General features: G+C 68.9%; 15 protein-coding genes. 7 read left to right on the top strand and 8 right to left on the bottom strand.

The window, feature by feature from the left end; all coding sequences use genetic code 11:
• Positions 1 to 10: 10 nt before the first annotated feature.
• Together E3O65_RS08425 and E3O65_RS08420 are read right to left on the bottom strand one after the other, a co-directional pair.
• Complete coding sequence (locus E3O65_RS08425; protein ID WP_134363296.1) at positions 11 to 1276, bottom strand: hypothetical protein; 1266 nt, start codon at positions 1274 to 1276, stop codon at positions 11 to 13.
• Positions 1277 to 1522: 246 nt separating this feature from the next.
• Positions 1523 to 1951, bottom strand: a complete 429-nt coding sequence (locus tag E3O65_RS08420) for an EVE domain-containing protein (RefSeq protein ID WP_241985809.1) — start codon at positions 1949 to 1951, stop codon at positions 1523 to 1525.
• Positions 1952 to 1994: 43 nt separating this feature from the next.
• Here E3O65_RS08420 and E3O65_RS08415 point away from each other — a divergent pair, with 43 nt between their 5' ends.
• The 4 genes from E3O65_RS08415 to E3O65_RS08400 all read left to right on the top strand — a co-directional run bounded on the left by E3O65_RS08415 (position 1995) and on the right by E3O65_RS08400 (position 5712).
• Positions 1995 to 2537 carry a hypothetical protein gene (locus tag E3O65_RS08415; protein ID WP_134363294.1) on the top strand — a complete coding sequence of 181 codons (543 nt, stop codon included), beginning with the start codon at positions 1995 to 1997 and terminating at the stop codon, positions 2535 to 2537.
• Positions 2534 to 3214: a DUF1684 domain-containing protein gene (locus E3O65_RS08410; protein WP_134363293.1), complete on the top strand. Its 681-nt coding sequence runs from the start codon at positions 2534 to 2536 to the stop codon at positions 3212 to 3214. The genes E3O65_RS08415 and E3O65_RS08410 overlap by 4 nt, the downstream gene beginning before the upstream one ends.
• Positions 3215 to 3447: 233 nt before the next feature.
• Positions 3448 to 5007 (top strand): DEAD/DEAH box helicase, encoded by a 1560-nt coding sequence (locus tag E3O65_RS08405; protein WP_134363292.1) that lies wholly within the window; start codon positions 3448 to 3450, stop codon positions 5005 to 5007.
• A 171-nt stretch (positions 5008 to 5178) separates the two neighbouring features.
• On the top strand, positions 5179 to 5712 hold the full coding sequence (locus tag E3O65_RS08400) for a GNAT family N-acetyltransferase (RefSeq protein WP_134363291.1): 534 nt from the start codon (positions 5179 to 5181) through the stop codon (positions 5710 to 5712).
• Between the two features lie 56 nt (positions 5713 to 5768).
• Here the strand turns inward: E3O65_RS08400 and E3O65_RS08395 are convergent, their stop codons facing one another.
• A complete protein-coding gene (locus E3O65_RS08395) occupies positions 5769 to 6356 on the bottom strand; it encodes an NUDIX hydrolase family protein (protein ID WP_134363290.1) in 588 nt (195 codons plus the stop codon).
• Between the two features lie 136 nt (positions 6357 to 6492).
• Between E3O65_RS08395 and E3O65_RS08390 the strand changes: the two genes are divergently transcribed.
• A complete protein-coding gene (locus E3O65_RS08390) occupies positions 6493 to 7209 on the top strand; it encodes an alpha/beta hydrolase (protein ID WP_134363289.1) in 717 nt (238 codons plus the stop codon).
• Positions 7210 to 7259: 50 nt separating this feature from the next.
• On the opposite strand, the gene E3O65_RS08385 is transcribed toward E3O65_RS08390, so the two are convergent.
• A complete protein-coding gene (locus tag E3O65_RS08385; protein WP_174722280.1) occupies positions 7260 to 7697 on the bottom strand; it encodes a DUF5997 family protein in 438 nt (145 codons plus the stop codon).
• Between the two features lie 96 nt (positions 7698 to 7793).
• On the opposite strand from E3O65_RS08385, the gene E3O65_RS08380 reads away from it, so the two are divergent.
• The gene (locus E3O65_RS08380) at positions 7794 to 8588 is read left to right on the top strand and encodes a LysR substrate-binding domain-containing protein (protein WP_166785698.1); all 795 of its coding nucleotides are present in this window, start codon (positions 7794 to 7796) and stop codon (positions 8586 to 8588) included.
• 7 nt (positions 8589 to 8595) lie between these two features.
• The gene (locus tag E3O65_RS08375) at positions 8596 to 9825 is read left to right on the top strand and encodes a GAF domain-containing protein (protein WP_134363286.1); all 1230 of its coding nucleotides are present in this window, start codon (positions 8596 to 8598) and stop codon (positions 9823 to 9825) included.
• A 19-nt stretch (positions 9826 to 9844) separates the two neighbouring features.
• On the opposite strand, the gene E3O65_RS08370 is transcribed toward E3O65_RS08375, so the two are convergent.
• From E3O65_RS08370 to E3O65_RS08355, 4 genes are all read right to left on the bottom strand, one after another.
• A complete protein-coding gene (locus E3O65_RS08370) occupies positions 9845 to 10540 on the bottom strand; it encodes a GyrI-like domain-containing protein (RefSeq protein WP_134363285.1) in 696 nt (231 codons plus the stop codon).
• Positions 10541 to 10589: 49 nt separating this feature from the next.
• On the bottom strand, positions 10590 to 11417 hold the full coding sequence (locus E3O65_RS08365; RefSeq protein WP_134363284.1) for an ABC transporter permease: 828 nt from the start codon (positions 11415 to 11417) through the stop codon (positions 10590 to 10592).
• Positions 11414 to 12409, bottom strand: coding sequence for an ATP-binding cassette domain-containing protein (locus E3O65_RS08360; RefSeq protein ID WP_134363283.1), 996 nt, complete (start codon positions 12407 to 12409; stop codon positions 11414 to 11416). Before E3O65_RS08360 ends, E3O65_RS08365 begins: the two co-directional genes overlap by 4 nt.
• A gap of 299 nt (positions 12410 to 12708) precedes the next feature.
• Positions 12709 to 13671, bottom strand: coding sequence for an FKBP-type peptidyl-prolyl cis-trans isomerase (locus tag E3O65_RS08355; RefSeq protein WP_134363282.1), 963 nt, complete (start codon positions 13669 to 13671; stop codon positions 12709 to 12711).
• Positions 13672 to 13821: the final 150 nt, after the last annotated feature.

Here is a 13821-nt window from a genome sequence, read left to right as displayed (position 1 = left end):
CGCCGCACTCCTACCGGGCGTCGAAGCGGGCGAGCGCGTCGGCGTCCGTGGCGTGCGTCATCGCACTGCGGGCGGTGTCCAGGGCGGAGACCGGGTCTGCCTCCGAGCCTGCCAGGCTCAGCTGGCGCTCGGCCTCGGCCAGGCGGGTGCGGGCGGCGGCGCCCACGCACCCGGGATGGGCAGTGATGAAGTCCCGGGTGACGGTGGTCTGGCTGCGCGCCGCCAGAAGGGCACCGGTCAGCGCCCCGCGGGCGTTGTCGAGCCGCAACTGGCGGTTGCGGGCCTCGGAACGGATCACGTCGAGACCGTCCATCGCGGTGCGCAGCCGGGCCTGGTCGGCTGCGGGGTCGCTCAGGCGCGACGGATGCCGCAGCTCGCCCACCACGCGGTCGGCCTCCGCCACGACGAGGTTGAGTTCGCCGCGCGCAGCGGTCTCCTCGTGGGAGTCGCGCAGAACGCGGACCTCCGTCAGCTCGACGTCCGCGGCGTCGAGCGCGCGGGCGAGCGAGGCGAAGCCGACGTGCAGCTGGTCTTCGCCGAGCTCGATCGCATCGAGGAGAGTGCCGGCCTGGTGCAGGGCCTGCTCTGCTGCGAGCAACTGGTCGCCCACGGGATCCGTGGCCTCGCGAACGAGCCCAGCTGCGGCGGCATCCACTGCCCGACGGGCCTTGGCGAGCGCGATTTCGGCGCGGGCGACGTTGCCGCTGATCGGAGCCAGGGCAGTCGCTGCGTAGGTGCGGCTGAGGCGGGAGAGACTGGCGGTGCCGGCCGCGACTCGGTCGGCAACCCGGTCAAGCCGGCGGCACAACTTCTCGAGCAGCAGCGGGGCGTCCCGCTCGACGCCGCGCCGGGAGTCGAAGACGCGGGTCTCGGAGCCCAGGCGCTGCACGGCCTCGTCGGCGAGGGCGATGATCTGCTCGGTCCAGCGGCGACGCTCGTCCTCCGAATCGGGCACGCTGTCGTCGAGTCTCTGCTGCAGCAGGAAGGCGTCGCGCACCTGCCGCCGTGAGGCATCGAGCGCTGCGGCAAACTCGCCGGTGGCATTCTCCCCGAACTGGGCCAACGCGAAACCGTGCTCGTCGGTGGCCGCCTCGATCACGTCGTCTGCGCGGACCAGGGCGATGGCGGCAGCTCTCGTGCGCTCCGCTGCCAGAGCCTCGTCCACCCGGGTGCGCGCCCGGGCCCTGCGCCGCAACAGCGCCACGACAAACGCAAACACCGTTACCGCCCCACCGAAGACGACGGCCGAGGGCACCCACCAGAACTCGCCAGACATACCCCCAGTGTACCGACTTGATGCGTTACCGCCCTGCCCCGAATGAGGCGGCACCTTCACGAAAATCGCCGATCCTGCCTATAAACGCCGGAGCGACAGACCGCTCACGGCGACTCCCGCCGAAGTCGACACCTGCGGTCGAGTTCGAGTGGCACGTTGGGCGAACTCGACCGCTTCAAACCAACTCGGCGGAGGGTGAGGGCGCGGCGCGGAAACGGCTCGGGCGGGTGAAGCGTGGGGCGGGCGCTACGCCCGGCGCATCTGCCGCCGGATCAGCTCGAAGTCGTGCCGCGAGATCTCGAGCAGCCCCCGCCGAAGCTGGAACCCCCAGTTGGGGTTGCTGCGGGTGAATTCGAGCACCGAGAGCAGGGGGCGGATCGAGGTGGCGACAGCATCCGTTTCGTAGTCGATGTGACGTCGCCAGGGGCGGTACGAACTCGGGGCGGCTGACTCCCCCTGATGCACGATTCCGGGGGCGATGCGCCCGATCGCGGTGAACTCCCGCAGGCTGTCACCGTGGATGTCGGTCTTCGGCGAGTAGTAGACCACCCCGTCGGACTCGCCCATCTGCTCCAGCGCCGCCCTGGCTCCGTGGCGGGCCTGCACAAGCCCTACCGCGACGGCACGAAGCACGTGTTCACGGGAGGCGACGCCCAGCCAGTATCGAATTGCCACTCTCTCAGTTGTACTGCATGCCCCGGCACCACAGACTGGAGTCATGCGCGTTCTTCTGAAAGAGATCCTCGACTGCTCCCCGGATGCCGCTTGGCGCGCCCTGCGGAGTCCCGCCGTGTTCCGCGAGGTGAGCTCACCCGTGGTGAGCGTCGAATCTCTGGAGATGGATGGCTTTCCCACCATCTGGGAGCCGGGTGAGCATCCGGTCAGCCTGACCGCGCTCGGCCTGGTTCCGATGGGCGATCAGGTGATCCGGCTGACGATGGCCACCACTCGCAGAGACGGCGTGCGCATCCTGCGCGATACCGGACGCGGCGTGTCGGGGCCGCTCGCATCGGTCACGCTCTGGGACCACCGGATGGCGGTGGCTCCCGATCCGGCCGGCACCGGCAAGACTCTCTTCCGGGACCAGCTGATCTTCCGCACGGGCGCGCTGACCCTTGCGAGCTGGCCCGTGTTCTGGGCGCTCTGGCAGTGGCGCCTGCACCAGCTCAAGCGCCTCGCTCCGAACTGGAGCCTCGACCTCGGAGTCGATGAGCCAGCCCCGGCCGACGCCGATTCCCACGGATCCGGCGCGACTTCATGACCACCACCCTCGGCGCCCTGCAGGTGGCCGACTGGCGCCGGCGCGTGTTCGGTCTCTACGCCGGCGTGCGCCAGCTCAGCGCCCACGACCCGGCCGCCGGCCACGAGCTGTGGCGAAGCGGTCGGGATGACCTGTTCGGTGGACATCCGTCGTCGCCGCTGATGCCCGACGACCGGGCCGGGTTCAGCGGGCTGCCGGTCGCCGCCTACGACCCCGACTGGCGGTTCGAAGTCGAGGTGCACCGGGCGGAGCACCCGGCGCGCATCACGGTCGACACCGGCACCGACGGCCGTGTGCCGTTCGACCTCGTGGGCACCGTGCGGCTGCCTTACCTGGGGCCGATCGACCTGTGGCGGCTGTCCAGCTACGGCGGAGGCCTGTTCCTGCCGCTACGCGACGGCCTGGCCGGCAAGCCCGGCGGAACCTACGGCGGCGGGCGCTACCTGCTCGACACGGTCAAGGGAGCCGACCTGGGTGCCGGGGCCGACGACGACAGCATCGTCCTCGACTTCAACTTCGCCTACAACCCGTCCTGCGCGTATGACCCGATGTGGGCCTGCCCGCTGCCTCAGGCCGGCAACACCGTGGCTGCGGAGGTGCCTGTGGGCGAGTTGGCGCCCGGCGAGGAGCGCCACCCCTCGGCTCCCTCGGGACGGGCGTTCGACCCGGAGGCTTGACAACATCCGCTAGGATGAAAGCTTGCGAGTGCGTAGTTGCGCTCGCTGCGTCGTAGAACGCCCTCTTCTTATTGCGGCGGCCCCCATGGGCTGGCCCGATTTTTCGAATCAAACCTTCTTACGGCGAACGGATGTGCCCATCGGCACCTTCGCCAAGTGAGTCCTCTCCGGTTCCGAGTTACCGCCCTTGCGGAACGGATGCCCGAGGACTCTGATGCCCGAAAGGCACCATTTTGTCTGAAACTTCCTTTAGCGCGCTCGGCGTGCCTGCCCCCCTCGTCGCGATCTTGACGCAGCAGGGCATCGACAGCCCGTTCCCGATCCAGGTGGACACGCTGCCCGACACCCTCAACGGCCGCGACGTGCTCGGCCGCGGTAAGACGGGCTCCGGCAAGACCCTCGCGTTCGCGCTGCCCATGGTGTCGCGCCTCGGCGGCAAGCTCGCCGGCGGCAAGCGCCGCCCGGGCCGCCCGCTCGGCCTGATCCTCGCCCCGACGCGCGAGCTCGCCACCCAGATCACCAACGCACTCACGCCGCTGGCCGAGGCCTACGGCCTCAACACGACCACCATCTTCGGAGGCGTCTCGCAGGGCCGTCAGGTCTCCGCGCTCAAGGCCGGCGTCGACATCGTCGTAGCCTGCCCCGGCCGCCTCGAGGACCTCATGAAGCAGGGCTTCATCAGCCTCGACGCCGTCGAGATCACCGTGCTCGACGAGGCCGACCACATGGCCGACCTGGGCTTCCTGCCCGTCGTCACCCGCATCATGGACAAGACGCCCAGCAGCGGCCAGCGCCTGCTGTTCTCGGCCACGCTCGACAACGGCGTGGACAAGATCGTGCGCCGCTTCCTGCACAACGAGGTCATGCACTCGGTCGACGAGGCCAACAGCCACGTCTCCGCGATGACCCACCACGTGTTCGAGATCGACGGCGTCGAATCGAAGAAGGCGCTCGTCGAGAAGCTCGCCTCAGGCTCCGGCCGTCGCATCCTCTTCATGCGCACCAAGCACCAGGCCAAGAAGCTCGCCAAGTCGCTCACCGACGCCGGGATTCCCTCCGTCGACCTGCACGGCAACCTTTCTCAGGTGGCGCGTGACCGCAACCTCGCCGCGTTCAGCGCCGGCGACGTCAAGGTGCTCGTCGCCACGGATGTCGCGGCTCGCGGCGTGCACGTCGACGACATCGAACTCGTCATCCACGTCGACCCGCCGGCCGAGCACAAGGCGTACCTGCACCGCTCGGGCCGCACCGCCCGTGCCGGCAGCGCCGGCGACGTCGTCACCCTGGTTCTCCCCGAGCAGCGCCGCGACACCGACGCGCTGCTGCGCAAGGCCGCCATCAAGGTGACCCCGCAGCGCGTGAACGCGACCTCTCCGGCCGTGGACGCCCTCGTCGGCGACGTCGCCGCCTATGTCAAGCCGTTGCCCCGCGTAGAGCAGCCGCACGGTCAGTCCCAGGGCGGCCGCTCGCAGGGCGCCAACGCCCAGCGCAAGCGCGTCAACCGCGACGAGCGCGACTCCGGCGGGCGCGGCGGTCGAGACAGCAACAGCAACACCAACACTCGGGGCAACCGCGGACACCGCAGCAGCGACGCAGTGGCCCCCTCCGGCGCAGCGCGCCAGGAGCGCTCGGGCCGCCCCGCGGCATCCGGTCGCGGCCAGGGATCAGGCAACGGCCAGAGCCGGCCAGCCCAGGGCGGGCGTTCCGGCGCACTGCAGGTCGGCGGCCTCGTTCGGGGTGCCGGTGCCACCGGCGGCGCGCGCCGCTCGGCTCCGCGCCGCGCGCAGGGCTAGTCGGTCGGCAGCATCTGCCAGTTTGTTCCACCGGTGAACGGGTCGGTCTCTCACGAGGCCGGCCCGTTCGGCATTGGGACGCAGGCCGTGTTCGCGAGACCGATCGGGGTGTGACCAGGAGGCGATCCTGGCGTGTCATTCACACCCCTTCCGCTGAGCTAGTCTCGGGTCATGATCACCACCGCAGACATCCGTCCCGTCGTAGAAACCGACGCCGAGAGCCTCGGCCGCGTGCATGCCACCTGCTGGCATGAAACCTACGACCAGCTGCTCAGCGCGGCCGCCCTGGAACAGCTGCAGCCCGCACGCCTGGCCGCGATGTGGCGTCGCTTCAGCTCGCAGGGACCGACCCACCGCCAGGTCGCGGCCTTCGTCGACGGCGAGATTGTGGGCTTCGCGGGCAGCGGGCCGTCCCGCGACGACGACAAGCCCACCCCTCGGGAGCTGTACTTCATCTACCTGCTCGACGCGTATCACGGCACCGGCATCGGCCAGCAGCTCTTCGACGCGGTCGTCGACGACGGCCCGTCGTCGCTCTGGGTTGCGGATGTGAATCCGCGCGCGCACTCGTTCTACAAGCGCAACGGCTACGCTCCCGACGGCCACGACCAAGACCAGGAGGTGCTCGGCGAACAGCTGCACGAGGTGCGCCTGGTACGCCCCCGAGCGCTCGCCCGCCGGTTGTCGCTGGTTACGTCCGAGTAACGGTCGGGGGCCGGCAGGCCCGGCCCCCGACCAGCGCGCCGAGCCGGACCCGCCGGCTAGCGCAGCTGGCCCACCGAGGCGAGCCCCATGCGCAGCAGCGCTCCCCGGCCGCCCTCCATCTCGGCCGCGACCGCATCGGAGGCAGCTTCTTTCGGGGTCATCCAAGTGAGTTCGAGGGCATCCTGGCGCGGGTCGCACGTGCCCGTGACGGGAACGACGTAGGCCATCGACACGGCGTGCTGGCGGTCATCCGTGAACGCGGTGATGCCCGGCATCGGAAAGTATTCGGCCACGGTGAAAGGCACCGGACTCGTAGGCAACTGCGGAAAGGCCATCGGGCCGAGGTCTTTCTCGAGGTGGCGAAAAAGCGCGTCTCTCAGGGTCTCGCCGTACAGAACGCGGCCGGACACCAGCATCCTGGTCATTTCACCGGTGGAGCGGGCACGCAGCAGCACGCCGACCTCGATCACCTGGCCGAGGCCGTCGACCCGCACGGGCACAGCCTCGATGTAGAGGATGGGCAGTCGGCGCCGCACCTCGGCGAGCTCGACGTCGCTCAGCCAGCCCGGGTTGATGTTGGGCGGCCCGGCGCCCTCGGGGCCAGGCGTCCAGTCCGGATCAGGGTCAGGGGTGCGCACGCTCATGCACCTATTCTGTACTACCCGTTGCAGGATGGACTGCTCGCGCTCCGGGACGCCGACCGCTGACGGCGTTGCCCTGGGAGTGGAAGGATTGGTCCGTCGGCGTTTCCCGGTGTCGACCTCGAACAGGAGGACCACAATGGGCCAGAACGACACCAACCGCCTCGGCAGCGAGACCAGCGATACCGGAACCCCCGGCGGGCGCGCCGAGACCATCGACGCGGAGGCCGTATTGTGGAGCGCCTCAGCCGCCGACCGAGCCGGACGCCCGCTGCTACTCATCCTGCACGGCTACGGCTCGCATGAGGGCGACCTCTTCTCCCTGGCGCCGCACTTGCCACTGCACCCGGTGGTCGCCGCACTGCGCGCGCCGCTGCCGGCTGGACCCGGTTGGGCCTGGTTCCCCATCGGCGCGGCCGGCGCCAAGGTCAACCCCGGCTCTCCGAGCGCCGACGCCCTGGGTGCTGCGGCCGCCGGCGTGCTCGCCTGGCTCGATTCCCTGCCCGAGCAGCCGCCATCCGTAGGTCTGCTCGGCTTCTCGCAGGGCGGAGCGATGGCGCTGCAACTGCTGCGGCAGGCACCCGACCGCTTTGCGTTCGCCGTGCAGCTCTCCGGTTTCGTGGGGCGCAGCTCGCATCCGGGCGACGAACGCCTGGTCGAGCGCCGGCTACCGGTGTTCTGGGGCCGCGGCACGGCCGACCCGGTCATCCCCCAGGATGCCGTCGACCGAACCCAGTCCTGGCTGCCGGGCCACTCGACGCTCACCGAACGCATTTACGAGGGCATGGGACATTCCATCTCGCAGGTGGAGCTCACCGAGATCGTGACGTTCCTGCGCGCACAGTACGACTCCTAGGAATCGCGGGCCCCGAGGCATCCGCCGCCCGGATAGGACGGCGCGCGAGGCTAGCGGCCGCGACCGGCCTTCTCGTTCTGGGCCGCCTGGCGGGCCACGTGGGCGATCTTGCGGGCTCGTTCGGCGTCGCGGTCCTTGACCCGGATCTGCTCCTCGCGCACCTCGTATTGCGTGGCGCGCTCGGTGACGAGCCATGCCGGCGGCTGCTGCAGCAGGGCCTGAATCTCGGCCGAGGTGAGCGGCTCCGTCACGGCGCCGCGCACGAGGCCGGAAATCGAGACGCCGAGCTTCGCGGCGACGACCTGCTTGGGGTGCGGCCCGTTCGACCGCAGCTCGACCAGCCAGGCCGGCGGGTTCGCTTCGAGCGCAGCCAGCTCCGTGCGGGACACGGGCGCATTCTGAAATTCTTCCGGGGCTGCTTCGAGCAGAATCCCGAGCTTCTGGGCCGCCGTGGCGGGCTTCATGGTCTGGGTCTTCTTCTCGCTCATCAGTCAAGCGTATAGCCTGAGAGCACCCACATAGCCTGAGAGAGTTCCGTTCCTCACGGATCGGCGTTCTGAGCGCCATCACGAGAAAGGATGCCGGTGACCTTTTCCATTGCCTTCGTCGCCGGTGTGACTCCCACTAAGTGGACCCGCACCTGGGCCGATCGACGCCCAGACCAGCCACTCGAGGTATTTCGCACGGACCCGTCGGATCAGGACGCCGTGCTCCGCGACGGCCGCGCCCAGGTAAGCCTTGTGCGCCTCCCCGTAGACGAAACCGACCTCAGCCTGATCGCCCTCTACCGCGAGATCCCCGTGGTCGTCGCGGCCAAGGACCACTTCATCGCCGACGCCGACAGCGTGCTGGTGGCCGACCTTGCCGACGAACACCTGCTGCAGGACCCCGACGATGTGCCCGAATGGCGGCTCGTGGCCACCGAGCTGAAGGACGGCACCCGCCGCCCCCTGCCGGCGATGCGCGACCTCGACGACGCGATGGCGCAGGTCGCCGCCGGCGTGGGCATCCTCATCGTCCCCCACTCGATCGCCCGCATGTACAGCCGCAAGGATGTCGTCTCCCGCCCGGTCGAGGACGTCGCCGAGAGCCAGGTGTCCCTGGCTTGGCTGACGAGCGAGACAACGGAAGACGTCGAGGAGTTCATCGGCATCGTGCGCGGCCGCACCAAGGACAGCTCCCGAGTGGACTCCGTGCCGGCCGGCACCGAGAAGGTCCGGAAGGAAAAGAAGACCGACAAGGCCAAGGCGGCGGCGAAAGCTGTGCGGGTCGCGGCGGCGAAGTCCAAGCCGGCCGTGGCGAAGAAGGCAACCAGCGCTCCGGGCCGCACCCGCAACACGCCCAGCCCGCGGGCGGGCAAGCGGCGCGGGGGCAGGTAACTTCTCGATGCCGGAATTCCTGCCGTGGGTGCTGGTGCCGTTGATGAGGGCCTGGTCCGCTGCCGTGACGCGCGACTACGACGGCGTTCCGCGCCCCCGAGACACCCCCAAGGCGCACTCCGCGGGCAACGACAGCGATCGCATCCTCATCTTCGGCAGTGGTCCCGCCGCGGGCTGGGGCGTGCTCAGCCACGATGTGGCGCTCCCGGGATCCCTTGCGCGGGCCCTATCGGTGCGCACCGGGCGCGGCACGGATGTCGACGTCATCCCGAACCCGCAACTCACCATCCGCACGTCCCAGGCCGAGCTCGACGGGTTGGGCCTCTGGCGGTATGACGCGGTCGTCGTGAGCGTCGGCACAACGGATGCCGTCACTCTGTTGCCCACGCGGGTGTGGCAGCGTGAGCTGTCGGCGCTGCTCGACCGGATCGAACGGGAGTCATCGCTCAGCACCCGCATCTTCGTGCTCGGGGTTCAGCCGATCCGCTCGATCGCGGCCTTCGACTCTGCCCTGGGCGCCGTGGCCGAGAAGCATGCCCGCCGGCTGAACGCGGCCAGCGCGTCCCTCTGCGCCGAGCGGGCGCAGAGCCACTTCGTGCCGATGGAGGCGAACCTCAGCCCGACGCCGGGGCGGGTGCGCACCTCGGCGCACTATACGCAGTGGGCCGAGGAGATGGCCGACCGGATGGCGCCGCCGCTCAATGCCGAACACCTCGACGCCGGCCGGGCTGCGGCTGAGGTGCGCGCTGTGGAGCGCGGCGCCGAGCAGTTCGCGCCCGGACCGCGCCGTGCCGTCGACCGGCTGACCGGAATCGGCACGGCAGCCGCGGTAGCCTGCGACCGGCTTGTCACCCTGGCCCGGAGCACCTACGGCACCAGCGCCGCCGCCCTGACCTTCGTCGACGGCGACCGGCTCTGGGACATGGTGCACCTCGGCTTCACGCCCCGGGTCCACCCGCTGGCAGGTTCGATCACGGCTCTCGCGGTAAGCGGGGCGGGCGCGTTCGTGGTGCCCGACGCCCTACTCGACGATCGGTTCGCCTTGCGTCCGCCCGAACCCGGCCAGGCGGTGACCCGGTTCTTCGCGGGCTTCCCGATCGAAGCCGACTCTGGCGAGCGAATCGGCGTTCTGTCCGTCTTCGACCCGAAACCCCGGCGCCTCGGTGAGGTAGACACCGTGCTGCTGCGGGAGCTCGCCCTGCTGATCCAGGCCGAACTCAGCCAGCGTCCCACCTAGTCGACCGGGCCGCCGCCGCTCAGGCCGGGGCGACCGGCTGTCGCAGCACGGTTTTCAGGTTCGCCGGCGCGGCGCGGCGCGGATCCCCTAGGTAGATCTCGTGGTGCAGACCGCTCATCCGCAAGCCGTGCTCCGCCAGGAACTCATCGTGCAGCTGGGCGAGGAGCGGTGCCTCGGCGGCATACGGTCCAAGGTGCAGCACCTGTGCCGAGAGCCCCTCGTCGAGGGTCTCCGCCCGAACCCGGGTGATCGAGGGCGACTTCTTCTTTGCGAGCGCCCCGGCCATGGCTTCGGCGATCGCGGCGTCCGTCACCCAGTCCGGCTGGGCGATCAGAAGCGTCCACTTCCATTCCGCTTTCGCATCGGCCGTGAAGGCGGAGGCGTCGTCGGCGTACCACAGGCCCTCGAGCGGTGCCACGATCAGCTCCCGGCCCAGGGCCCGCTTGCCGGCGAACTTGATCGCATACGCCACCGCGTAGAGGGCTTCGACGGCCTCCGTGTACGCGGGAGACGAGTTGGGGTCACCGATGCCGTCGATCGCGATGAACCGCTGGGCGGGAACCTGAAGCAGCTCCCACTCGCGGTTTCTGGGCCCGTAGAGCGGCGGGTGCATCCGCTTCACATCCCAGGGGCCGGCCCCGACCGGTGCGGTGTTGCGGGGGGCGCGCAGCTGGCCGGTGCGACGGTCGGTGCGGAATGGCACCGCGTCACTCATGGCGACTCGTCGACTCTGGGTCACGGTTCATGGGGATCACTGTTTCCTGCTAACGGGAACTGATGGACGCGAACTTGCGGATGCACAGCGGAACGAACAGTACCAGCATCACCGTAATCCCGATCAGCACCGTGAGGATCGGGTTCTGCATGGTCCAGATGTCCGGCACCGGTGCCGTGCCTTCGTTGCCGAACAGTTCCCGCGCCGCTTGCACCAGCGACGAGACCGGGTTCCACTCCGCGAACACCCGCAGCGGCGTCGGCAGGGTGTCGCTGGGCACGAAGGCATTGGAGATGAAGGTCAGCGGGAAAAGGATCAGGAACGACGCGTTGTTGATCACCTCGGGGGTCTTCACGCTCATGCCGAGCAGCGCCATCACCCAGCTGAAGGAGTAACTGAACAGCAGCAGCAGTCCCACGCCGGCGAAGAATTCGGACACCGACGAGTTGACCCGCCAACCCACGAGCAGCCCGGTGAGCATCATGATCACCATGGAGATCGTGTTCAGCACCAGGTCGCTGTTGGTTCGCCCGATCAGCACTGCGGAGGAGCTCATCGGCAGGCTGCGAAACCGGTCGATGATGCCTTCCTTGAGGTCCTGCGCCATCGCCGAGCCCGAAAACGTCGACCCGAACACGACGGTCTGCGCGAAGATCCCGGCCATTAGGAACTGCACGTAGTCCGTGCCCTGCACGGAGATCGCGCCGGCGTAGACCTGACTGAACAGCAGCACGAACATGATCGGCTGGATCACCGCGAAGACGAGCATGTCGGGTGAGCGCTTGATCTTGATCAGGTTGCGCTTGGTGACGGTCCACCCGTCTGAGTACCAGAGCGAGAGCGGGTTCCAGGTGGGAAGGGCGGCTGCAGCGGTCATTTCGCCTTCTCCAGTTCCGCGTCGGCGGCCTTGTCCGCAGCCAGGTCGGCCTTGTGACCGGTCAGTTTGAGAAACACGTCGTCGAGGGTCGGTCGGCGCATCCCGGCGTCGTGCAGACGGATGTCCGCGGCACCCAGAGCTGCGAGCACCTGCTGCAGCGCTCGTGGTCCGTCGATCACCGCGACCTCGAGGCCGCGGCCGTCGCTCGTGACCATCGGCTCACCTGCCCCATAGCGGGCGAGAATCTCCCTGGCGGCCGAGCCGTCGCCGGACTCGACCAGGGCGACCTCGAGGCGGTGGCCGCCGATCTGCGCCTTGAGCTGGTCGGAGGTGCCCTCGGCGATCACCCGGCCGTCATCGATCACGACGATGTCGTCCGAGAGCTGGTCGGCCTCCTCGAGATACTGGGTGGTGAGCAGCACGGTGGTGCCGTCGGCGACCAGGCGTTTGATGACGGCCCAGAGCGCGATCCGGCTGCGCGGGTCCAGGCCCGTGGTCGGCTCGTCGAGGAACAGCACCTTCGGATTGATCACCAGCGCCCCGGCCAGGTCGATCCGGCGGCGCATCCCGCCGGAGAACCCCTTGACCGGCCGGTTGCCGGCCGCGGTCAGCTCGAAGAGGTCGATCAGCTCCTGGGCCCGGCGCCGGGACTCGGCACCGCCCAGATGGTAAAGCCGGCCGACCATCTCCAGGTTCTCGAAACCGGTCAGGTTCTCGTCGACAGCCGCATACTGGCCGGAGACGCCGATGACGCGCCGCACTCCCTTCGGGTCGGTGACAACGTCGATCCCGTCGACGTGCGCGGTGCCGGCGTCCGGCCGGATCAGCGTGGTCAGCATTTTGACGACGGTCGTCTTGCCTGCGCCGTTCGGGCCGAGCAGCGCTTTGACGGTTCCGCGCGGCACAGACAGGTCCAGCCCGGCGAGCGCGTGAACGGGGCCCGACTTGGATCGGTAAACCTTGGTCAGGCCGGCGGCTTCAATGATGTTCATTGGGAGTTCCCTGTCTGTCGGTATACGCAGTGTCGATATGCGCGGTGCGCGCAAGCCGGAGCGGTGCGGGCCGAGCTAGAGAAGAGAAGGCGCCTCACAGAACCGGGGCACGAAACGGATGCTGCCGGCATCCACCTCACACCTTAATGAGGCGATGTCGTCACGGCAACCGTCGCGGGCAATCGCTCTCTCGATTTGCCCTGACTCTGGGATGCCCATGGATCACGCGCACCGTGCCGTCGAACTCGCACGAGCGGCCGGGATGCAGGTGAGGACCGGACAGTTCGAGCGGAACTCAGCTATCCGGCGGCGAGGACGTCAACCACGAAGACGATCGTGTCGGTGCCCTCGATCCCCGCGGCGGGCTGACCTTCGGCGCCGTAGCCGAGCTCCGGCGGGATCACGATCATGACCTGGGAGCCGACTGTTTGGCCGACGAGACCCTGGGAGAAGCCCGGAACGACGGAGGCCAAGGAGATCGCGGTGGGACCGCTCTTGCCCCAGGTCTGGTCGAAGACCACGCCGGTGGACCAGACGACGCCCGAGTAGTGCATCACCACGGTGTCCCCTTCGGAGACGGTGGCGCCGTCGCCCTTCTTGAGAACGGACGTCTTCAGCTCGGTCGGAGCCTCGGCGGCCGGGATCGCCACGGTCGGGGCGCCGTCTTCGGCTAGCTTGACGGTCGGAAAACCGTCCTCCGGCTTCTGGTCGTCGCCATTCGACTGGGCCGGGATTTTGCTCTTCACGTCGATCACGAAGACGATGTTGTCGTCGGCCGCAACCTTGAGCTCTTCGTTGCCCGCATCGCCGAATGCGTCAGCCGGGGGCGACACGACCGCGACGCGCGATCCGTACGTCGCACAGGCGACACCCTTCATGAGCGCCGGGAAGACGGTGGACTCTTCGCCCATGGTGATCGGCGCACCGAGGTCGTCACCGAAGCCGCCGGCGTTCATCTTCTCGCCGGTGGTCGCGTTGTACACCGAGAATCCCAGCTCGACGATGTCATCGGTGGCGACGGTGTCGCCCTTGCCCTCGGTGACAACGCTGACCTCGGTGGCCTTCGCCTTGAGAGGCGACGTGAACGTCACGGTGGGCTCCGCGTCGACCTTGCCGGAGACTTTCAGGGCCTCCGAGGCTTTGCCGGAGTCGACGCAGGAGATCCCCGCCGCGCCGGTTTCGTCGGAGGGAGACGTGCTGCAGCCGGTCAGGGCGAGCACGGCGACCGTGGCAATGGAAATGAAAGCAGGAAGTTTACGCACACTGATCTTTCTGTTCGACGGTGTCTGATGCGACACGGGCAGGGGGCCGAGGGACGTCTGATTCGAGACCGGGCTCTGGCCAGTATGCCCGACCGAACGGGGTGTCGCCTGTGTTCCGGCTGGTACCAGCGTGTGAGCAGTGTGGTCCCG

This window comes from Cryobacterium breve (assembly GCF_004402375.1).
In the GTDB taxonomy this organism is placed as follows: domain Bacteria; phylum Actinomycetota; class Actinomycetes; order Actinomycetales; family Microbacteriaceae; genus Cryobacterium; species Cryobacterium breve.
This window is presented reverse-complemented; position numbering and strand designations above follow the sequence as displayed.